The organism is Agromyces sp. NSFZ (assembly GCF_056156205.1).
In genome coordinates this window covers 1,662,063-1,680,907 of record NZ_CM149585.1, presented here as the reverse complement: position 1 = coordinate 1,680,907, position 18,845 = coordinate 1,662,063, and the positions used below count along the sequence as shown (strand labels likewise).

At 71.4% G+C, this 18,845-nt stretch carries 20 protein-coding genes; 9 read left to right on the top strand and 11 right to left on the bottom strand.

Features of this window, described 5'->3' with window-relative positions; all coding sequences use genetic code 11:
• Positions 1-21: 21 nt before the first annotated feature.
• The 3 genes from ACVFI9_RS07925 to pdhA are packed head-to-tail and all read right to left on the bottom strand — an operon-like array spanning position 22 to position 3,595.
• A complete protein-coding gene (locus ACVFI9_RS07925; RefSeq protein WP_474765596.1) occupies positions 22-1,431 on the bottom strand; it encodes a dihydrolipoamide acetyltransferase family protein in 1,410 nt (469 codons plus the stop codon).
• The gene (locus ACVFI9_RS07920; protein ID WP_474765594.1) at positions 1,428-2,447 is read right to left on the bottom strand and encodes an alpha-ketoacid dehydrogenase subunit beta; all 1,020 of its coding nucleotides are present in this window, start codon (positions 2,445-2,447) and stop codon (positions 1,428-1,430) included. Before ACVFI9_RS07920 ends, ACVFI9_RS07925 begins: the two co-directional genes overlap by 4 nt.
• Positions 2,444-3,595, bottom strand: coding sequence for a pyruvate dehydrogenase (acetyl-transferring) E1 component subunit alpha (gene pdhA / locus ACVFI9_RS07915; RefSeq protein ID WP_474765592.1), 1,152 nt, complete (start codon positions 3,593-3,595; stop codon positions 2,444-2,446). Before pdhA ends, ACVFI9_RS07920 begins: the two co-directional genes overlap by 4 nt.
• Before the next feature lie 166 nt (positions 3,596-3,761).
• Here pdhA and ACVFI9_RS07910 point away from each other — a divergent pair, with 166 nt between their 5' ends.
• From ACVFI9_RS07910 to ACVFI9_RS07895, 4 genes are read left to right on the top strand one after another with little or no spacing between them, the layout of a single operon-like run.
• A complete protein-coding gene (locus ACVFI9_RS07910) occupies positions 3,762-4,226 on the top strand; it encodes an Lrp/AsnC family transcriptional regulator (protein ID WP_474765591.1) in 465 nt (154 codons plus the stop codon).
• A gap of 4 nt (positions 4,227-4,230) precedes the next feature.
• Positions 4,231-5,118 (top strand): ATP-grasp domain-containing protein, encoded by an 888-nt coding sequence (locus ACVFI9_RS07905; protein WP_474765589.1) that lies wholly within the window; start codon positions 4,231-4,233, stop codon positions 5,116-5,118.
• Positions 5,119-5,157: 39 nt separating this feature from the next.
• Complete coding sequence (locus ACVFI9_RS07900) at positions 5,158-5,841, top strand: ArsR/SmtB family transcription factor (RefSeq protein WP_474765588.1); 684 nt, start codon at positions 5,158-5,160, stop codon at positions 5,839-5,841.
• Positions 5,838-6,047 (top strand): hypothetical protein, encoded by a 210-nt coding sequence (locus ACVFI9_RS07895; RefSeq protein ID WP_474765587.1) that lies wholly within the window; start codon positions 5,838-5,840, stop codon positions 6,045-6,047. Before ACVFI9_RS07900 ends, ACVFI9_RS07895 begins: the two co-directional genes overlap by 4 nt.
• A gap of 103 nt (positions 6,048-6,150) precedes the next feature.
• On the opposite strand, the gene ACVFI9_RS07890 is transcribed toward ACVFI9_RS07895, so the two are convergent.
• A complete protein-coding gene (locus tag ACVFI9_RS07890) occupies positions 6,151-8,445 on the bottom strand; it encodes a polyribonucleotide nucleotidyltransferase (RefSeq protein ID WP_474765586.1) in 2,295 nt (764 codons plus the stop codon).
• Positions 8,446-8,790: 345 nt separating this feature from the next.
• Between ACVFI9_RS07890 and ACVFI9_RS07885 the strand changes: the two genes are divergently transcribed.
• Entirely contained in the window at positions 8,791-8,982 is a 192-nt protein-coding gene (locus tag ACVFI9_RS07885) for a DUF5302 domain-containing protein (protein WP_474765584.1), read from the top strand.
• Positions 8,983-9,043: 61 nt separating this feature from the next.
• Positions 9,044-9,748 (top strand): VOC family protein, encoded by a 705-nt coding sequence (locus ACVFI9_RS07880; RefSeq protein ID WP_474765582.1) that lies wholly within the window; start codon positions 9,044-9,046, stop codon positions 9,746-9,748.
• 18 nt (positions 9,749-9,766) lie between these two features.
• Here the strand turns inward: ACVFI9_RS07880 and ACVFI9_RS07875 are convergent, their stop codons facing one another.
• Positions 9,767-11,773: a glycosyltransferase gene (locus tag ACVFI9_RS07875; protein WP_474765580.1), complete on the bottom strand. Its 2,007-nt coding sequence runs from the start codon at positions 11,771-11,773 to the stop codon at positions 9,767-9,769.
• Positions 11,774-11,978: 205 nt separating this feature from the next.
• Here ACVFI9_RS07875 and ACVFI9_RS07870 point away from each other — a divergent pair, with 205 nt between their 5' ends.
• Positions 11,979-12,182, top strand: coding sequence for a dodecin family protein (locus ACVFI9_RS07870; RefSeq protein ID WP_474765578.1), 204 nt, complete (start codon positions 11,979-11,981; stop codon positions 12,180-12,182).
• 72 nt (positions 12,183-12,254) lie between these two features.
• Here the strand turns inward: ACVFI9_RS07870 and ACVFI9_RS07865 are convergent, their stop codons facing one another.
• From ACVFI9_RS07865 to ACVFI9_RS07855, 3 genes are all read right to left on the bottom strand, one after another.
• Positions 12,255-12,884: an FMN reductase gene (locus tag ACVFI9_RS07865; protein WP_474765576.1), complete on the bottom strand. Its 630-nt coding sequence runs from the start codon at positions 12,882-12,884 to the stop codon at positions 12,255-12,257.
• The gene (locus tag ACVFI9_RS07860) at positions 12,881-14,104 is read right to left on the bottom strand and encodes an LLM class flavin-dependent oxidoreductase (protein WP_474765574.1); all 1,224 of its coding nucleotides are present in this window, start codon (positions 14,102-14,104) and stop codon (positions 12,881-12,883) included. Before ACVFI9_RS07860 ends, ACVFI9_RS07865 begins: the two co-directional genes overlap by 4 nt.
• 73 nt (positions 14,105-14,177) lie before the next feature.
• Positions 14,178-14,945 carry a fructosamine kinase family protein gene (locus tag ACVFI9_RS07855; RefSeq protein ID WP_474766203.1) on the bottom strand — a complete coding sequence of 256 codons (768 nt, stop codon included), beginning with the start codon at positions 14,943-14,945 and terminating at the stop codon, positions 14,178-14,180.
• Positions 14,946-15,017: 72 nt separating this feature from the next.
• Between ACVFI9_RS07855 and ACVFI9_RS07850 the strand changes: the two genes are divergently transcribed.
• A complete protein-coding gene (locus ACVFI9_RS07850) occupies positions 15,018-15,833 on the top strand; it encodes a glycosyltransferase family 2 protein (protein WP_474765572.1) in 816 nt (271 codons plus the stop codon).
• Between the two features lie 30 nt (positions 15,834-15,863).
• Here ACVFI9_RS07850 and ACVFI9_RS07845 read toward each other — a convergent pair whose 3' ends face one another.
• Complete coding sequence (locus ACVFI9_RS07845; protein WP_474765571.1) at positions 15,864-16,817, bottom strand: alpha/beta fold hydrolase; 954 nt, start codon at positions 16,815-16,817, stop codon at positions 15,864-15,866.
• A gap of 77 nt (positions 16,818-16,894) precedes the next feature.
• Between ACVFI9_RS07845 and ACVFI9_RS07840 the strand changes: the two genes are divergently transcribed.
• Entirely contained in the window at positions 16,895-17,293 is a 399-nt protein-coding gene (locus tag ACVFI9_RS07840) for a thioredoxin family protein (RefSeq protein ID WP_474765569.1), read from the top strand.
• A 48-nt stretch (positions 17,294-17,341) separates the two neighbouring features.
• Here ACVFI9_RS07840 and ACVFI9_RS07835 read toward each other — a convergent pair whose 3' ends face one another.
• Together ACVFI9_RS07835 and ACVFI9_RS07830 are read right to left on the bottom strand one after the other, a co-directional pair.
• Positions 17,342-17,959 (bottom strand): hypothetical protein, encoded by a 618-nt coding sequence (locus ACVFI9_RS07835; protein ID WP_474765568.1) that lies wholly within the window; start codon positions 17,957-17,959, stop codon positions 17,342-17,344.
• Positions 17,960-17,964: 5 nt separating this feature from the next.
• Positions 17,965-18,843 carry an LLM class flavin-dependent oxidoreductase gene (locus ACVFI9_RS07830; RefSeq protein WP_474765566.1) on the bottom strand — a complete coding sequence of 293 codons (879 nt, stop codon included), beginning with the start codon at positions 18,841-18,843 and terminating at the stop codon, positions 17,965-17,967.
• Positions 18,844-18,845: the final 2 nt, after the last annotated feature.

Below are 18,845 nucleotides of genomic sequence, written 5' to 3'. Positions count from 1 at the left end.
ATCCTCCCGCCGAACGCGACATCACGCCATGGTGAGGGCGAGACCCGGTTCCCTGAGGATCGAGCCGACATCGGCCAGGAACCGCGAGCCCTGCTCGCCGTCGACGAGCCGGTGATCGAACGACAGCGAGAGCGTCATGAGCTCGCGGAGTGCGATCTCGCCGCGGTGCTCCCAGGGCTGACGGCGCACGGCGCCCATCGCGATGATGGCCGCCTCCCCCGGATTCAGGATGGGCGTGCCCGCGTCGATGCCGAAGACGCCGATGTTCGTGATCGAGATGGTGCCGCCCGTGAGGTCGGCAGGACTCGACCTGCCCGCCCGCGCCGTGTCGGCGAGCGCGGCGATGGCGTCGGCGAGCTCGATGAGCGTCATCCGCTCGGCGCCCTTGACGTTGGGCACCACGAGCCCGCGGTCGGTGGCCGCGGCGATGCCGAGGTTCACGCCGCCGAACTGCACGATCTCCTGCGCCTCGTCGTCCCACCGCGAGTTGACCTCTGGCGTACGTGCGGCCGCGATGCACACGGCCTTCGCCACGACCGTGAGCGGCGTCACCTTGTGTCCGGCGAAGGCGCGGTCGTCGCGGATGCTCCGCAGCAGTTCCATGGTCGCGGTGACGTCGACCGTGAGGAACTCGGTCACGTGCGGCGCCGTGAAGGCGCTCCGCACCATCGCGGCGGCGGTGTGCTTGCGCACGCCCTTGATCGGGATGCGGGTCTCGGCGGGAGCGCTCGCGGAGCTCGTCGAATCGTCGGCTGCGGAAGTGCTCCCTTCGACAAGCTCAGGGAGCATCGCGCCGGAAGCCGCGGCCTCCACGTCGGCGCGCGTGATGAGACCGCGCTCGCCCGTGCCGGTCAGCTCGGCGAGGTCGACGCCGAGATCGCGCGCGAGCTTGCGCACGGGCGGGGTCGAGCGAGGACGCTCGGGACGCATCGGCGGCTCGAGCCGACGCTCGGTCGTGCTCACCTCGTCGACGGCGACCGGCGCCTCGGGCACGAGGTCGTCGGCCAGCGCGATGCTCCGACGCGGCCGCCGCTTGGGGCCGCCCTCGTCGCGAGCGCCGTAGCCGACGAGGTTGGGCTCGATGGCGGCCTCGGCGGTTCCGGTTCCCGAGTTCGGGGAGGGAGCCGTCGCTTCGACGGGCTCAGCGACCGCCGCCTCGGCGACCGCGGGCTCAGCGACCGCCGCGCCTGCCGCGTCGGTCTCGCAGGAGAACAGCGGCTCGCCGACGTTGACGACCTCGCCCTCTTTCGCGTGCAGGGCCGTGATGGTGCCCTCGTACGGCGAGGGCAGTTCGACGACCGCCTTGGCCGTCTCGACGTCGGCGATGATCTGGTTGAGCTCGACGTGGTCGCCCACCGCGACCCGCCAGGCGACGATCTCGCTTTCGGTGAGCCCCTCACCGAGATCGGGCAGGGGGAATTCCTTGATCATCGGGCGCCCGCCTCCACTCCGCTCAGCGAGTTGGGCCGGCCGAGCACCCGGTCGACCCCGTCGAGGATGCGGTCGAGGTCGGGCAGGTGGTGCCGTTCCAGTTTGGCGGGCGGGTACGGGATGTCGTGTCCCGTCACCCGCACGGGCGCGGCCTCGAGGTAGTCGAAGCACCGCTCGGTGATGCCGGCGATGAGCTCGCCGCCGAGCCCGCCCTGCTGACCCGCCTCGTGTGCGACGACGAGGCGACCGGTACGGCGCACGGATGCCGCCACCGACTCGTAGTCGATGGGCGCGAGCGAGCGCAGGTCGATCACCTCGATGGAGATGCCGTCTTCGGCTGCCGCGATGGCGGCGTCGCGGGCGGTCGGCACGAGCCCGCCGTACGTCACGAGCGTCACATCGTCGCCCTTGGCGACGAAGGTCGCGAGTCCCATGGGCTTCGCGTCGGCGAGGCTGGCGTCGAGGTCGACCTCGCCCTTCACGTGGTAGCGCCGCTTGGGCTCGAAGAACAGCACGGGATCGTCGCTCGCGATGGCCTGCTGGATCATCACGTACGCGTCGGCGGGGTTCGAGCACGCGACGACCCGGAGGCCGGCGGTGTGCGCGAAGTACGCCTCCGGCGACTCCGAGTGGTGCTCGGCGGCGCCGATGCCGCCGCCGAACGGCACGCGGATCGTGAGCGGCATCCGCACGTTCCCGCGCGAGCGGTAGTGGAGCTTCGCGACCTGGGCGACGATCTGGTCGAAGCTCGGGTAGATGAACCCGTCGAACTGGATCTCGACCACGGGCCGGAAGCCGCGGTACGCGAGCCCGACCGCGGTGCCGACGATGCCCGCCTCCGAGAGTGGGGTGTCGACGACGCGGTTCGGCCCGAACTCGGCCTTGAGCCCGTCGGTGATGCGGAACACCCCGCCGAGCGTGCCGATGTCCTCGCCCATGAGCACGACCTTGTCGTCGGCCGCGAGCGCACGCCGAATCCCCTCGTTGAGGGCCTTCCCGAGCGTGAGGGTCGTCATCGGGCACCCCCTGCGGCACCGGATGCCGCGCCGGCACCGGTCTCGTCGAACATCGCGAGGTAGCGCGCGTAGTGGTCGCGCTGACGTGCGAGGTGCGTGTTCGGCTCGGCGTACACGTGGTCGAACACGCTCATCGGCTCGGGGTCGGGGATGGTGGTGACGGCGGCGCGCAGCTCGGCGGCGGCGGCCCGGGACTCCTCGGCGACCTCGCGCTCGAGCGCGTCGGCGTCGGTGCCGAGGGTCGCGAGCAGGGCCAGCACGCGCGCGAGCGGGTCGCGCGTGCGCCAGTCGGCGAGCTCGTCGTCGGTGCGGTAGCGCTTGGGATCGTCGGCCGTGGTGTGCGGGCCCATGCGGTACGTGACGGCCTCGATGAGCGTCGGCCCCTTGCCGCGGCGGGCATGGTCGAGGGCGATGCGGGTCGCCGCGAGCACCGCGAGCACGTCGTTGCCGTCGACGCGGATGCCCGGCATGCCGAAGCCGTCGGCGCGGCGCGCGAGGTGCTGCTTCGACTGCAGGTCGACCGGCTCGGAGATCGCCCACTGGTTGTTCTGGCAGAAGAACACGACGGGCGCGTCGAAGCTCGAGGCGAACACGAACGCCTCGTTCACGTCACCTTCGCTCGTGGCGCCGTCGCCGAAGTACGAGATGGCGGCGGCATCCGACTCCTCCCACTTCAGGCCCATGGCGTAGCCGGTGGCGTGCAGGGTCTGCGCGCCGATGATGATCTGCGGCACCGCCATGGCGTGCTCGAAGGGGTTCCATCCGGATGCCGCGGAGCCGCGCCACACGGTGAGGAGCTCCGCGGGGCCGACACCGCGGCACCAGGCCACGGCATGCTCGCGGTAGCTCGAGAACACGAAGTCGTCGTCGCGGAGGGCGCGGGCGGAACCGATCTGGGCGGCCTCCTGGCCCGCGAGGGGTGGCCACAACCCGAGCTCGCCCTGACGCTGGAGCGCGGTGGCCTCGGCGTCGAGCCGTCGCACGATCGCCATGTCGCGGTAGAGGCGCGTGAGCGCGTCGGCGTCGACATCGGCGACCCACGGGTCGTAGTCGGGGTCGTGACGGCGCTCGCCCGTCGGGCTGATGAGCTGCACGTACTGGTCTGATCGGGTGAGGAGCCCGGTGGCGTCTCGGTCGGATGGGGTCATCGTCGATCCTCGCGTTCGGCGGGTTCGCCTCGTGAGCTGCCCCGCGCCCGGCGGCTCTGCCGGATACTGCGAGAGTACGTCGATCGGTCACCTAGCTCAAGCATTCGCGGGACGGTTGAGCATGTTGCACAGTCCACGCTCAGCCTGGGTGGTATCGTGCGACGTTATGAGAGGCTACGACGCCGTCGACCGATCGCTCCTGACCGCGCTCACCGCCGACCCCCGAGCGACGGTCGTCGCGCTGGCCGATCGGCTCAACCTGTCGCGCAACACGGTGCAGGCGCGGATGTCGCGGCTCGAGGCATCCGGCGCGTTCCTCTCGTTCGAACGCAGCATCGATCCGGTGCCGCTCGGCTTCCCGCTCGAGGCGTTCATCTCGGTGCACGTGCAGCAGAAGCGGCTCGCCGCGGTGGTCGACGAGATCGCCGGGATCCCCGAGGTGATCCAGGCGCACGGCCTCTCGGGATCGGTCGACCTGCTCGTGCGGGTGGTGTGCCGCGACGCGCACGACCTCTTCCGCATCGACCGGGACATCCTCGCCATCGACGGCGTGGAACGCACCGAGACGTCGCTCGCGATGGGCGAGCTCATCCCCTTCCGGCTGCGACCGCTGCTCGACCGCCGGAAGTGAGCCCGTGCGCGTCGCGGTGCTGCGCTGCCGACGACTCCCCCGCTTCGTGACGTGGGAGATCCCCGACGTCGACGCGCTGTTCACCGACGACCGGCTGCTCGTCGCGGCGTTCGGGTCGCTCGGCGTCGACGCCGAACCGGTCGTCTGGGCGGATCCCGATGTCGACTGGAACGACTTCGACGCCGCCGTCATCCGGAGCACGTGGGACTACGTCGACGAGACGACCGCGTTCCTCGACCGGCTCGACCGCATCGAGGCGTCCTCCTGCACCCTCTTCAATGCCGCCGACATCGCGCGCTGGAATGCCGACAAGGGCTACCTCCTCGACCTCGAGCGCTGGGGCGTGCCCATCGTGCCCACGCTCCGCGCCTCCATCGCGACGCGCGCGCAGGTGCTCGACGCGGTGGCGCGGCAGCGCTGGGGGAAACTCGTGCTGAAGCCCGTGGTCGGCGCGGGCGCGATGGAGGTGCGCCGCGTCTCGGCCGACGAGCTTCCCGAGGCGCTCGAGGCGCTGGAAACGGGGCGCGACCTGATGGTGCAGCCGTTCGTGTCGTCCGTCGTCTCCGAAGGCGAATGGTCGGTCGTCGTCATCGACGGCAGGCCGAGCCACGTGCTGCGGAAGACGCCGGCGGCCGGGGACTTCCGCGCGCACGGCATCTACGGCGGGTCGGTGCTGCCCGACCGACTGCCTGCCGACGACCTCGCCGAGGTTGAGGCGATGCTCGGCCGCCTCCCGTTCGACCTCGTGTACGCCCGCCTCGACCTGATCCGCGTGGATGGCCGACTCGGCGTGCTCGAGCTGGAGGCCATCGAGCCCATGCTCTACCTCGACCGCGCGCCGGGCAGCGCCGACCGACTCGCGGCGGCGGTGCAAAGAAAATGTTGCAAATAAACTCTTGCAACGTTTTCTTTGCAGCGGTACCTTTGCACTATGAACACGACCCCGCCCGAGGACCTGGAGTCCCAGCCGAGCAGCACTCGCCACCCGGGCATCGACCATGTGCTCACGAGTGCGAGCCTGAAGAGCCTCGCCCACCCGCTGCGGGTGCGCATCTACGATGAACTGTCCGCCTACGGCCCCATGACCGCGAGCGGCCTCGCCGAACGTCTCGGCGAGTCGAGCGGGGCGACGAGCTACCACCTGCGCCAACTCGAGCGAGCCGGGCTCGTTCGCGAAGACGAGACGCGCGGCAAGGGACGCGAGCGGTGGTGGGAGCGGCGTCCGGGCTCGATCGCCATCCCCGACGCCCGCGACCTGCCCCCTGGCAGCGCCGAGCGTCTGGCCGTGAAGCTCGTCGAAGACGAGTGGTACCGGTCGCGCGAACAGAACTTCCGCGACTTCACCGCAGAGGGCGAGCACGTGTTCGGGCCCGAATGGCTCGACGTGGCCACCTCCGACACCATCAACCTGCGCCTCACGCCCGACCAGCTGCACGGCCTCGTGACCGACATCGACCTCGTGCTGAAGCAGTACATCGATGCGTACAAGCGCACGCCGTCGCCGGGCTCGCGCCCGGTGCAGATCCACATCAACGCATTCCCGCTCGTGCGCGGAGAGCCCACGGGCGAGCCGAACGATCGCGCGAGCGATCCGCCCTCGAAGGAGCACCCATGAACTCCGTGACCCTCTCCCCCGCATCCGGCCGGCTCTCGGCGTGGGCCGTGCGCGGCGGCCTCGCCCTCGCCCGCTGGGGCCGGCGTCGCGCGGCGCGTCGCGCCGACCGCGAACGGTTCCTGCGCCGCATGGCGGAGCAGTCCGCCGCCTCAGCGGCACTGGCCGAGCGGGACGCCGCCCACCGGGCGACGTTCCCGCTCCTCTAGCCGGAGACGCCTCCGCTCACCGGAGACGACGGATGCCCCGCCCGACCCTTCGACGTGCTCAGGGATCGGAGCGGGGCATCCGTGTGTTCGGAAGCGGCGAGACCTAGACCTCGACGCCCTCCGCGGGCTCCTCGGCGTGGGCGCGGGCGGTGTCGCCACCGTCGGCCTCGCCCTTGGCCTCGGCCTCCTCGGCCAGCACCGGGGCGAGGGAGAGCTTGCCGCGGTCGTCGATCTTCGTGATCTCGACGAGGATCTTCTGGCCGACGCCGAGCACGTCCTCGACGTTCTCGACGCGCTTGCCGCCGGCGAGCTTGCGCACCTCGGAGATGTGCAGCAGGCCGTCCTTGCCGGGCAGCAGCGAGACGAACGCGCCGAAGGCGGCGATCTTCACGACCGTGCCCAGGAACTGCTCGCCGACCTCGGGGTTGGTGGGGTTGGCGATCGCGTTGACCTGGGCGCGGGCGGCCTCGGCCGAGGGGCCGTCGGTCGCGCCGATGTAGACGGTGCCGTCCTCCTCGATGGAGATCTCGGCGCCGGTCTCGTCTTGGATCGCGTTGATCGTCTTGCCCTTGGGCCCGATGAGCTCGCCGATCTTGTCGACGGGGATCTGCACGCTGATGACGCGCGGCGCGGTGGGCGCCATCTCGTCGGGACCCTCGATGGCGGCGTTCAGCACCGTGAGGATCGTGGTGCGCGCCTCCTTCGCCTGCGTCAGCGCGCCGCCGAGCACCGAGGCGGGGATGCCGTCGAGCTTGGTGTCGAGCTGGATCGCGGTGATGAACTCGCTCGTGCCGGCGACCTTGAAGTCCATGTCGCCGAGGGCGTCCTCGGCACCGAGGATGTCGGTGAGCGCCGCGTAGCGCGTCTGTCCGTCCTTGGTGTCGGAGATGAGGCCCATCGCGATGCCCGCGACGGGCGCGCGCAGCGGCACACCGGCGTTCAGGAGCGACAGCGTGGACGCGCAGACCGAGCCCATCGAGGTCGATCCGTTGGAGCCGAGCGCCTCGGACACCTGGCGGATCGCGTAGGGGAACTCCTCGCGCGTGGGCAGGACCGGCACGAGGGCACGCTCGGCGAGCGCGCCGTGGCCGATCTCGCGACGCTTGGGCGAACCCACACGACCCGTCTCACCCGTCGAGTAGGGCGGGAAGTTGTAGTTGTGCATGTAGCGCTTCTTCGTCTCGGGCGAGAGCGAGTCGATCTGCTGCTCCATCTTCAGCATGTTGAGCGTCGTGACGCCGAGGATCTGCGTCTCGCCGCGCTGGAAGATGGCCGAGCCGTGCACGCGGGGCACGACCTGCACCTCGGCGTCGAGCGGGCGGATGTCGCGGAGCCCGCGACCGTCGATGCGCACGCCCTCCTCGAGCACGCGCGAGCGCACCACGAGCTTGGTGACGGACTTGTAGGCGGCCGACACCTCGCCGAGTGCGGATTCGGGGAGCTCGCCGTGCGCGACCTTCGCCGCGACCTCGTCCTTGACGCGGGCCTTGAGGGCGTCGTCGGCGTCCTGGCGCTCGGTCTTGCCGGCGATCTGGTAGATGCCCTTGAGCTCCTCGTACGCGTACGCGGCGACGACGTCGTACGTCGACTGCTGGTACGGCGGGAACGTCGGGTAGTCGGCGGTCTCCTTCGCGGCCGTGGCCGCGACCTGCTGCTGCGCCTCGACGAGCTGCTTGATGAACGGCTTCGCGGCCTCGAGCCCTTGGGCGACGACCTCCTCGGTCGGCTTCACGGCGCCGCCCTGGATGAGGTTCCAGGCGACGTCGGTGGCCTCGGCCTCGACCATCATGATCGCGACGTCCTGCGAGCCGTCGGCCTCGGTCACGACGCGGCCGGCGACGACCATGTCGAAGACGGCGTCCTCGAGCTGGGAGTACTTCGGGAACGCGACCCACTGGCCGTCGATGAGCGCGACGCGCACGCCGGCGACGGGGCCGGAGAAGGGCAGGCCGGAGAGCTGCGTCGAGAGCGACGCCGCGTTGATGGCGAGGACGTCGTAGAGCTCGTCGGGCTCGATGGCGAGCACCGTGACGACGACCTGCACCTCGTTGCGGAGGCCCTCGACGAACGAGGGACGCAGCGGACGGTCGATCAGGCGGCAGGTGAGGATCGCGTCGGTCGAGGGGCGACCCTCGCGACGGAAGAACGAGCCGGGAATGCGGCCCGCGGCGTACATGCGCTCTTCCACGTCGATCGTCAGCGGGAAGAAGTCGAAGTGCTCCTTCGGCTGCTTCGAGACCGAGGTCGCCGAGAGCAGCATGGTCTCCTCGTCGAGGTAGGCCACGGCGGAGCCCTGCGCCTGCTGCGCGAGCCGCCCCGTCTCGAAGCGGATGGTGCGGGTGCCGAAGCGGCCATTGTCGATGACGGCTTCGGCGAACGTGATTTCAGGACCTTCCAAGAGGTCGTCTCCTTTGTTTTACGTCGCACCCCGTATGGGCGCGACTCAACGTCGGGAGCAGGAACAGGCATTACGAAACGCATCAGGCGATACGCTCACGCTGGCCACCAGTAGAAGTTCACCAAGCCGTGCTTGGTAATCCACCACAGGGGACCAGCTTCCTGCCGGCCTGCTCCATGGATGTCGATGTTCGGTTGTGGCCTGCATCCGAATCGGATGTCGCACCGCTTCGCGGCACATCAGACGACGGTGTCCATCGGACAACCGCTTCAACTCTAGCAGGTGGCGTGTTCCGACCCCGGTTTCGTGCCGTGCCGTCCCCGCATCCGTGCCAGACTCGAACCCATGACGTCCGACGAGCAGAGCACCTCCGGCCCCTCCGAGGAGACCAAGCGCAAGTTCCGGGAGGCGCTCGAACGGAAGAACAACGCTGCCAGGCGTCGTGAGGGCGAGTCGCACCTCGACGGCGGCGGCGCGGCCCGGCAGAGCCAGGGCCCGGCCGACCACAAGCGCGAGTTCCGGCGCAAGAGCGGCTGATCCCCCCGGACACGGATCCGGGGCTGCCGCAGCGGCTGCGATCGGATTACACTCCGCGTCCATGGACATGCTGAAGGGCGAACAGATCGCCGCGGCCGGCCTGACCGATTGGCGCAAGCTGGCGCAGGGGCTGCATGCCCGGTACCTGGTCGACGACTTCGGCACCGGCGCACGGTTCGTGATCGCAGTGGGCGAGGCGGGCGACGCGCTCGGCCACCACCCGCGCGTGTCGATCGGCGACGGGTACGTCGACCTCGAACTGGTCAGCGCCGACGCCGTCTACCGCGACGACGAGGGCACCGAACACGTCGTCGAATGGGTGACCCAGCAGGACGTCGACCTCGCGCGACGCATCACCGAGATCGCCGCCGCACACCGGATCACCGCCGACCCGACCTCGGTCAGTGAGATCGAGCTCGGCCTCGACACGGGGCGCTCCGCGACCATCGCCCCGGTCTGGGCCGCCCTGCTGACCGGGAGCGCCGCGTCCCAGGGACGCGGGTCCCCCAGCGACGAGGTCCGGGACGCCACGGGACGGGTACCGAACCTCTGGTTCGGGGACGACGAGCACGAGGCTCCGCGTCAGCGGTTCCACATCGAGGTCTACGTGGCGCCCGAGGTGGCTGAACAACGGATCGCCGCCGCCCTCGCCGCGGGCGGGACCGTCGTCGATGACCGCGACGCGCCATCGCTCACGGTGATCGCCGACCCCGACGGCAACACGGGAGCCGTCTGCGTCGACGTCTCCGCTGCGAGGACGGATTGAGCCGCAGGCGAGGCACGCCTATCCCACCCGGACCCCTCGAAGGCGGGGGTCCTCGAGCACGCGCGTGAGCGCAACGTGCTTCGGATCGAGTCCGTCGCCGGCGGTCCGGCCTCGCGCGCGGCGCAGCAGCCACGGCGCCGCATGACGTGCCAGCCACTCGCCGTCGCTCAGGTGACGCACGACGGGCTCGTCGTGCATCGCCTGCTCGAGTGCACCGAGTTCGCCGGCATCACGCACGCCGAGCACCTCGGCGGCGCGGTAGGCGAGCACCCGGTGTCCGGCGGAGGCCAGGTGCACCCGGTCCTCGGCCCATACGGACGGATCCACGAGTTCGTCGAGCGTACGCACGTCGAGGAACCTCGCGCCGTGTTCGCGCGCGAGCTCGCCGAGCCGGTCGGCGAATGCCGAGAATCGCGCGTCGAACCACCGGGAGGCGGGCCGCCTCGGCATGAACGGCGTGACGAGCAGCACGTCGGCGCCGGCCTCGCGGACCTCGGCGACCGCGTCGTCGAGTGACGACGCGAGGCGACCCGGGTCGGCGCGCGGACCCACGAGGTCGTTCGCGCCGATGAGCACCGTCACGAGGTCGGCGCCCAGCCGCGTCGCCTGCGGGAGCTGCACCTCCACCGCGTCCGCGACCTTCCGGCTGCGAACGGCGACGTTCGCGTACGCGACCGGATCGGCGGCGGGTGCGGCGACCGCGAGCAGCATGGCGAGCCGGTCGGCCCAGCCGCGGTACTCGCCGGGCGGCATCCGGGAGCGGTCGCAGAGGCCCTCGGTGAGCGAGTCGCCGACGGCGACGTAGCGACGCCACGGCGGCACGGGAGCCGGCGGCGCGGTGTCCCGATCCGCATGATCCGACGACGCGGCCGGGCGTTCCCGGAGCCCGATCGTCGTACGGGCGGCCGTCACGCGCCCGCTCACGGCATCCTCGTAGTGGGCGAGGAGTTCGTCGCCCAGCACGTCCCAGCCGCGTCCCTGCACGCCGAGCCGGGCCCTGTCCCCGAACGCGCGTCGCTTCGCGTCGTCGCCCGCGAGGTCGCGAACCCGGTCGCGGAGCTCGATGAGGTCGCCCGGCCGGTAGAGCCAGCCGTCGACGCTCGAGTGCACGAGGTCGAGGGGTCCTCCCCGACCGGTGGCGACGACGGGCACCCCGCTCGCCAGGGATTCCTGGATGGTCTGGCAGAACGTCTCGCTCTCCCCCGGGTGCACGAACACGTCGAGGCTCGCCATGGCTTCCGCCAGCGCGCGGCCGCCGAGGAAGCCGGTGAAGTGCGCCTCGGGCAGGAGCCGTTCGAGCGCCGGACGCGACGGACCGTCGCCGATGACGACGAGTCGCGTGCGAGGCAGGTCGGCGATCGCGCGCAGGTCCTCCACCTGCTTCTCGGGGGCGAGCCGACCGACGTAGCCGACGAGCACCTCGCCGTCGCGGGCGATGCCGCGTCGCCAGCGCTCGCTGCGCCGGCTCGGCGTGAAGCGCTCGGTGTCGACGCCGCGTCGCCAGAGGCGGAGGCGGTCGGCGCCGACGCCGAGTTCGCCGAGCCGGTCGAGCGCCGACGTCGAGGGGGCCAGCGTGAGCGTGGCCCGGCGATGCAGCCGGCCCAAGTGCCGTCTCAGTGCGGGTGCAGCGCCGGGCACGCCGTAGCGTTCGGCGTACGAGGGGATGTCGGTCTGGTACACCGCGACCGACGGGATGCCGAGGGGCTCGGCGGCCACGAGTCCGCGCCAGCCGAGCACGAACGGCGAGGCCAAGTGCAGGACGTCGGCTCCGTGTTCGCGCATGATGCTGCCGAGCCGGTGCGCGCCCGAGAGCACGACCCGCACGTCGGGGTAGCTCGGCAGCGGCACGGAGGGCAGCAGCACGGTGTGCGCGCCGTGCAACGGCTGGTCGATCGGCCCGGAGCGGGGTGCGATGACGAGCGCCTCGTGGCCTCGGCGCTCCAGGTGGCGGAGCACCTGCAGGAGTGAATGCGTCACGCCGTTCATGTGCGGGAGGAACGATTCTGCGAGGAGGGCGACCTTCACGAGTCCAGCGTGGGCGCCCCAGGGAGCCGCCGGGGCCGGATCGCCCCTCCCGACCCGAGGATTCATCGGATCGTCGGCTGCCGTTCCCCGGTGCGTCGCCGGAAGGTCGGCTCGTGGCATCCGTCCGTCAACCCCTCGCGGCGGGGACCGCATGGGGCCATCATGGGCCGCGAATGGATCATCCGCTCGATCGAGGAGGAACACCATGTCATCCGTCGCAAGGGTCACCACCATCACCGTCCGCTCCGACACGAGCTTCGAGGACGCCGTCGCGTCGGGCATCGCCCGCGCGTCCGAGACGCTGCGTCACGTGAGCGGCGCCTGGGTCAAGGAGCAGAAGGTCGAGGCGAGCGAGGGCAAGATCACGGGGTGGTCGGTCACGCTCGAGGTCACCTTCGTCCTCGACTGACTCCCGACCGACGCGGCAGGGGCTCGACGCACACGGCGTCGAGCCCCGTAGTGGTGCCCGCGAGGGTCGGGCCTACTGGCCGGTGAAGCCGCCGACGACGTGTCCGGTCGGGCGGTCGAGCGCGAACGGGTCGTTGACGCGCTCCGAGCGGTCGGTGCGCTCGACCAGGTCGGCGAACTCCTTCGCGCCGCGGAAGATGCGGTCGGGCAGGGAGCGGACGCCGTCACCACCGGTGCCCCAGTCGCTCGTGGCGGCGAACACGCCCGTCGTGACCGGGATCGCGTGAAGGTACGTGAACAACGGCCGGATCGCGTAGTCGATCGCGAGCGAGTGTCTGGGAGTGCCGCCGGTCGCGCCGATGAGCACGGGCAGGTCGGTGAGCGCCTGCGGGTCCATCACGTCGATGAACGACTTGAACAGGCCGGCGTAGCTCGTGGTGAAGATCGGCGTGACCGCGATCAGGCCGTCGGCCGTCGCGACGGCGTCGAGCGCCGCCTCGAGCTTCGGCGGGGCGAAGCCGAGCAGCAGGTGATTCGTGATGTCGTGCGCGAGGTCGCGGAGCTCGAAGACCTGCGCCTCGACCTCGACGCCGCGTTCGCGGAGGACCGCGGCGGCGTCGGCGGTGAGCCGGTCGGCGAGCTGGCGGGTGGAACTCGGCGTCGAGAGGCCGGCCGAGATGACGACGATGCGCTTGGTGGTCATCGCACGAACTCCTTGCGAGTGGCGGCGGCGCCGAAGGCGGAGCCGGGCTTCGAGGACTCCACGACCGAGGTGTCCTGGTACGGCGAGCCGAGGGTCAGGTTGTCGCCGCGGTTGGCGTTGGGGGTCGCCTGGCGAGGTGCGGCGTCGCCGTACTTGGCGCGCACGAGCGACGCATGCGTCGGGGCATCCGGAACCTCGACCGGACGGTTCTTCGCGAACTCCTCGCGGAGCACCGGTACGACCTCCTCGCCGAGCAGGTCGAGCTGCTCGAGCACGGTCTTGAGCGGCAGGCCCGCGTGGTCGATGAGCCACAGCTGGCGCTGGTAGTCGCCGACGTAGTCGCGGAAGCCGAGCGTCTTGTCGATGACCTCCTGCGGGCTGCCGACCGTGAGCGGGGTCTGCTGCGTGAAGTCCTCGAGGCTCGGGCCGTGGCCGTACACGGGGGCGTTGTCGAAGTACGGCCGGAACTCGTTCACGGCGTCCTGCGAGTTCTTGCGCATGAACACCTGCCCGCCGAGACCCACGATCGCCTGCGCGGCCGGGCCGTGGCCGTGGTGCTCGAAGCGCTGGCGGTACAGCGCGATCATGCGCTGGGTGTGCGACGCGGGCCAGAAGATGTGGTTCGCGAAGAAGCCGTCGCCGTAGAACGCGGCCTGGTCGGCGATCTCGGGGGTTCGGATCGAGCCGTGCCAGACGAACGGCGGCACGTCGTCGAGCGGGCGCGGCGTGGCCGTGAAGCCCTGCAACGGCGTGCGGAACTTGCCCGACCAGTCGACGACGTCCTCGCGCCACAGGCGGTGCAGGAGCTCGTAGTTCTCGAGGGCGAGGGGCAGGCCCTGGCGGATGTCCTGGCCGAACCACGGATACACGGGCCCGGTGTTGCCGCGGCCGAGCATGAGGTCGACGCGGCCGCCCGACACGTGCTGCAGCATCGCGTAGTCCTCGGCGAGCTTCACGGGGTCGTTCGTGGTGATCAGCGTGGTCGCAGTGGAGAGCTGGAGGGTCGATGTCTGTCCGGCGATGTACGCGAGCGTCGTGGTGGGCGACGACGACCAGAACGGCGGGTTGTGGTGCTCACCGAGCGCGAAGACATCGAGCCCGACCTCCTCGGCGTGCTTCGCGATGGTCAGCGTCGCCTGGATGCGCTCGGCCTCGCTCGGGGTATGACCGGTCGTCGGGTCCTGGGTGATGTCCGTGACGGTGAAGATTCCGAACTGCATCTCGCCCTCCTGGGCTGTTCCTCGTGTTCCATGCGTTTGCATGCAAATGTATCGAACGGATGCCCCGTCGAATCTATTCCCGGGTGCTGCGCCCGAGTTCCAGGACGGCGTCGGCGGCCTCGGCGAGGGCGACGCCGTAGCCGCGTCCGTGCCCGGCCGCGTGCACCGCGAGCGGGTGCAGCTGGTGCAGCGGAACCCGGTCGCGCCACCCGGCGCGCAGTGGTGCCGTCCGGTCGTATGCGCCGAGCACGTCCTCCAGGAAGGGACAGCCGAACAGCGCGAGCATTGCGAGGTCGGTCTCCCGGTGACCGCCGTGCGCCGCAGGGTCGATGAGCACGACCCCCTCCGCCGACCAGAGCACGTTGCCGTTCCAGAGGTCGCCGTGGATGCGTGCGGGCGGCTCGTCGTCGTCGAAGGCACCGGATGCCACGACGGCCGCCGCGCGCTGCACGAGGTCGGTCTCTGCGTGCGTGACGTTCCCCACTTCCTCGGCGATCTCGAGGAACGGCAGCACCCGGTCGCGCGCGTAGAACAGGCCCCAGGACGCCTCGGCGGCAGCGGGCAGCGGCCGGCGGCCGATGTAGAGCGGGCCTTCCCACCCGTTGGGCGGGGCGCCGAAGGCCCGGGCGCCGGCCGCGTGGGTGCGCGCGAGCGCCGCGCCGAACGCCTGCGCCGAGGCGCGGTCGGCCCGCACCTCGGCGACGCGTTCGAGCTCGATCCATCCCTCCTCCGCCGCGACGACCCTCACGGTGCGAGCGCCGCCGGCCGCCGCGAGCCAGGCGAGACCCGCCGCCTCGGCCTCGAAGAACCGGTCGGGGGCATCCGTCCGGCGTTTGACGATCGTGTCCACCCGCTCAGTGTGCCGCACGGCATCCTGAGCGCCACCCGGACGCCCGTGGCTAGACTCGCCGTGATGGGCACGATTTCGGTCATCGTTCCGAGCTTCAACGATGCACGGTACCTCGCGGCCTGCCTCGATGCCCTTGCACAGCAGACGCGGCCCGCCGACGAGGTCGTCGTGGTCGACAACGGTTCCACGGATGCCACGGCCGACGTGGCGAGCGCCGCGGGTGCCCGGCTCGTGGTCGAACCGCTGCGCGGCATCTGGCCGGCGACGGCGGCGGGCTTCGACGCCGCGACCGGCGACCTCCTCGCGCGCCTCGACGCGGACTCCGTGCCGGGGCCCGGGTGGCTGGCCGAGGTCGAGCACCGGATGTCGCGGGCCGATCGACCGACCGTCGTCACCGGCTCGGGCGTCTTCTACGGGGGCAACGCGCTCATCCGCTGGATCGCCCGCAACGTCTACATCGGCGGATACTTCGGGGTCATCGGGCCGCTGCTCGGGCACCCGCCGATCTTCGGCTCCAACTACGCGATGCGCCGCGACGCCTGGCTTCAGCTGCGCGAACTCGTGCATCGCGACCGCGCCGACGTGCACGACGACCTCGACCTGTCGTGGTGGATCCAGCCGGGCATGACGGTGGTGCGCGACGACCTGCTCGTCGTGGGCGTCTCGGCCCGACCGTTCGACACGGTCGAGGGGCTCTGGCGCCGGGTGCGCATCGCGTTCCACACGCTCGCGATCGAGTTGCGCGCGTGGTCGCCGCTCGAGCGCCGGGCAGCGCATCGCCGGGCGGCGCGCCGGCGGGCGAAGGAGCAGTGGCACGTGGAATCCGAGGTGGACGACGTCGACGAGAGCCCCGAGGGCGAGGAGCCGGTGCCGGCCTGATCGGCGCGGGGCATCCGTCACTCACGCTGCTCAGGGCGTGACGTCGGCCTCGGCGAAGAGCGCCTGCATGTCGCGCACCAGCTGGTGCGGCGCGGTCTCGCAGGGGCTGTGGCCGGTGAGGTACACGGCGAAGCGGGCGCCGATCTCGCGCGCGAACCGCGCGTGCAGCTCCCTCGGCCAGATGTCGTGCTCACCGACCGCGACGAGCTTCGGCACCGGGGAGGCGGCCACGGCGACACGCAGGTCGGGGGTTCGCATCATGAGCTCGATGATGTCGTCGACGCTCTCGCGGCGGGTCAGCGCGAACCGGTCGCGCACGAACGCGAGCCGGCGGGGCGGCACGCGGTTGAAGTTCCTCCGGATGCCCCACAGCATGAGCGCCGCGGCCTGACGCGCCGACGTGATGACGCTGATCGGGCCGATGCGCTTGATGCCGCGGAACACCTGCCCCGGCACGGGCGGCGCACTGAGCAGCGTGAGGCTCGCGAACCGGTCGGGGCGCTCGAGGAGCGCTTGCTGCGCGAGGGTGCCCGCGAAGCTGTACCCGAGCACGTGGGCCCGACCGGCGCCGTCGTCGAGCACCGCGAGGAGGTCGTCGAGGAAGAGGCGTTCGTCGTAGCGCGGACGCGGCGGCTCGAGGTTCCACGGTCCGGCATCCGCCGATTCGTACTGTCCGGCCAGGTCGAAGGACTCGACGCGGTAGCCGGATGCCGCGAAGAGCGGCATCATCAGCACGAAGTCCTCCTTCGAGCCGGTCGCCCCCGGCACGAGCACGACGCGCGGGCCAGACGTCGGGCCGAGTGCGACCCGTGCGAGCGGACCGCTGGGGGCGTCGAAGCGCGTGATCTCGGTGCCGCGCGGGAACGCCCGCCAGTCGAGGTCGGGGATGGCCGCGTCGAGCAGGCGTGCCTCGTCGGCGGCTGCCGCCACGTCTGGCGTGCCGCGGCGGCGGGAGGACCCCGGCACCCCACCGAATGCGACCACGTCTTCACGATAGCGGCACACCGGCGGCGCAGAGGCAACCCCGGCGACGGTTCGCGGCACGCGCGTAGGGTGGACTGATGGCTACCGTAGCGCTGACCCTTGACGACTTCGAGAAGACCATCCTCGACGGCGGCACCGTCTTCGTGGACTTCTGGGCGGGCTGGTGCGGTCCGTGCGTGCAGTTCGCCCCGAACTACGAGGCGGCGTCCGAGGCGAACCCCGACCTGGTGTTCGCGAAGGTGGACACCGAGGACCAGCAGCAGCTGGCTGCCGCGATGAACATCACCTCGATCCCGACGATCATGGCGTTCAAGGACGGCATCGGCGTCTTCGCGCAGGCCGGGGCGCTCCCCCGCGCCATGCTCGACGACCTCATCTCGCAGGTGCGGGCGCTCGACATGGACCGTGTGCGTGCCGACCTCGCTCGCCAGGAGACCGAGCAGGCGATCGCCTCGAGCGAGGCCGTCGGGGAGTGACCCCAGGTCGCTGAGCCCGTCGAAGCGGGCGGATGCCGCGAGCCGGCGCTATGCGTCGCCGCCCCGGGCCGCGACGCCGTCGAGCCCGCTGAGGTCGAGCTCGACACCATGGGGTCGCGCGGCTCCCGTGATCAATGCGGGCACGCGCACGAACCGACCGCGCTCGCGGAGGCCGTCGAGCGAGTCCACCCAGCGGTCCTCGGTCGCCCGGCCGAGGAATCCCGCGTGCCGCGGACGGTCGCCGCCGACGAGCTGCACGCCGATGCGGTAGCGCCGCGAGAGCCACCGGCTCGCCCGCGGCACGAGCACCGCCTGCTGCTCGGCGCCGCCGTGCAGGCGCGCGAGCTCGATGGCCGGCTGGTGCCGCTGCGTGTCGTCGACGGGCACGACGGTGCGCACGTCGCGCGAGCGCCGAGGAGCGTCGACGATCTCGAGCCCCTCGAGGGTGGAGAGGTCGCCCCACCGGTCGGGATTCTCGCGGCGGGCGGAGGTCACGAGCGACCCCACCATCCAGCTGAGCGCCGCGACGATGAGCGCGAGGAGGCCCCAGAACAGCACGGGCGGCGCGTCGGGACGCACCACGCTCGTGAGCAGGAGGAGCACCGCCAGCACGATGAACGGGGCCGGCTCCCAGCGGGTGATGGGCTTCGAACGTCGCGCGGGCATGGCCTTCAGGCTAGCCGCTGCGCCACCTCGTCGAGCACCGCCTCGTCGCCCGCGTAGAGGCCGTGCTCCCGCGGCCAGTGCGTGACCACGTCGGTGTAGCCGAGTTCGGTCGCACGCCCGACCGCGTCATCGAACGCGCCGATGCTCGACAGGGCGTAGCGTCCCTCGTCGTCGAGCAGCAGCGTGCGGGTGATCGTCGACGGGTCGCGTCCGACGTCGGTGCACGCGTCATCGAGGCGGCTGATCAGCTCACCCGCACGACGCCACCACGACTCCGCATCGTCGGCCGAGCCGGCGGTGGTGACCCAGCCGTCGCCCAGGCGCACCGCGAGGGCGAGCGCCTTCGGGCCGTCGGCGGCGAGGAGGAGCGGCATCCGCGGCGCCTGCGACGGCTCGCCGACCATGCGTGCGCGCACGGCCGTGTACCAGTCGCCCTCGAACGAGATGCCGCCCGAGCCCGGCGGTTCGAAGCGGAGCAGCGCGTCGAGGGCCTCGGCGAACTCGCGGTAGCGCTCGAAGCGCTGCCGCGGCGTGAGCTCCGCCTGCCCGAGCACGGAGGCGTCGAACCCCGTGCCGCCGGAACCGACACCCAGGAGCATCCGGCCGCCCGAGACCTGGTCGACCGTGGCGATGTCCTTCGCGAACGGCACCGGATGGCGGTAGTTCGGCGACGCGACGAACGTGCCGAGGCGGATGCGGCTCGTCACGGTGGCCGCGGCCGTGAGCGTGGGCACCGTGGCGTGCCACCGTTCGCCGGCGAGCCCTCGCCAGGAGAGGTGGTCGTAGGTCCACGCGTGGTCGAACCCGAGCTCCTCGGCGGCCCGCCAGCGCCGTGCGGCCGCTGGCCAGTCGTACTGCGGGAGGATGACGATGCCGACGCGCATGG

Coding starts and splice junctions, on each gene's coding strand:
- ACVFI9_RS07840 (WP_474765569.1), top strand. CDS start 16,895: ATGGCTACCGTAGCGCTGACCCTTGACGACTTCGAGAAGACCATCCTC.
- ACVFI9_RS07865 (WP_474765576.1), bottom strand. CDS start 12,884: ATGACCACCAAGCGCATCGTCGTCATCTCGGCCGGCCTCTCGACGCCG.
- ACVFI9_RS07925 (WP_474765596.1), bottom strand. CDS start 1,431: ATGATCAAGGAATTCCCCCTGCCCGATCTCGGTGAGGGGCTCACCGAA.
- ACVFI9_RS07880 (WP_474765582.1), top strand. CDS start 9,044: ATGGACATGCTGAAGGGCGAACAGATCGCCGCGGCCGGCCTGACCGAT.
- ACVFI9_RS07920 (WP_474765594.1), bottom strand. CDS start 2,447: ATGACGACCCTCACGCTCGGGAAGGCCCTCAACGAGGGGATTCGGCGT.
- ACVFI9_RS07835 (WP_474765568.1), bottom strand. CDS start 17,959: ATGCCCGCGCGACGTTCGAAGCCCATCACCCGCTGGGAGCCGGCCCCG.
- ACVFI9_RS07910 (WP_474765591.1), top strand. CDS start 3,762: ATGAGAGGCTACGACGCCGTCGACCGATCGCTCCTGACCGCGCTCACC.
- ACVFI9_RS07860 (WP_474765574.1), bottom strand. CDS start 14,104: ATGCAGTTCGGAATCTTCACCGTCACGGACATCACCCAGGACCCGACG.
- ACVFI9_RS07895 (WP_474765587.1), top strand. CDS start 5,838: ATGAACTCCGTGACCCTCTCCCCCGCATCCGGCCGGCTCTCGGCGTGG.
- ACVFI9_RS07900 (WP_474765588.1), top strand. CDS start 5,158: ATGAACACGACCCCGCCCGAGGACCTGGAGTCCCAGCCGAGCAGCACT.
- pdhA (WP_474765592.1), bottom strand. CDS start 3,595: ATGACCCCATCCGACCGAGACGCCACCGGGCTCCTCACCCGATCAGAC.
- ACVFI9_RS07830 (WP_474765566.1), bottom strand. CDS start 18,843: ATGCGCGTCGGCATCGTCATCCTCCCGCAGTACGACTGGCCAGCGGCC.
- ACVFI9_RS07850 (WP_474765572.1), top strand. CDS start 15,018: ATGGGCACGATTTCGGTCATCGTTCCGAGCTTCAACGATGCACGGTAC.
- ACVFI9_RS07885 (WP_474765584.1), top strand. CDS start 8,791: ATGACGTCCGACGAGCAGAGCACCTCCGGCCCCTCCGAGGAGACCAAG.
- ACVFI9_RS07870 (WP_474765578.1), top strand. CDS start 11,979: ATGTCATCCGTCGCAAGGGTCACCACCATCACCGTCCGCTCCGACACG.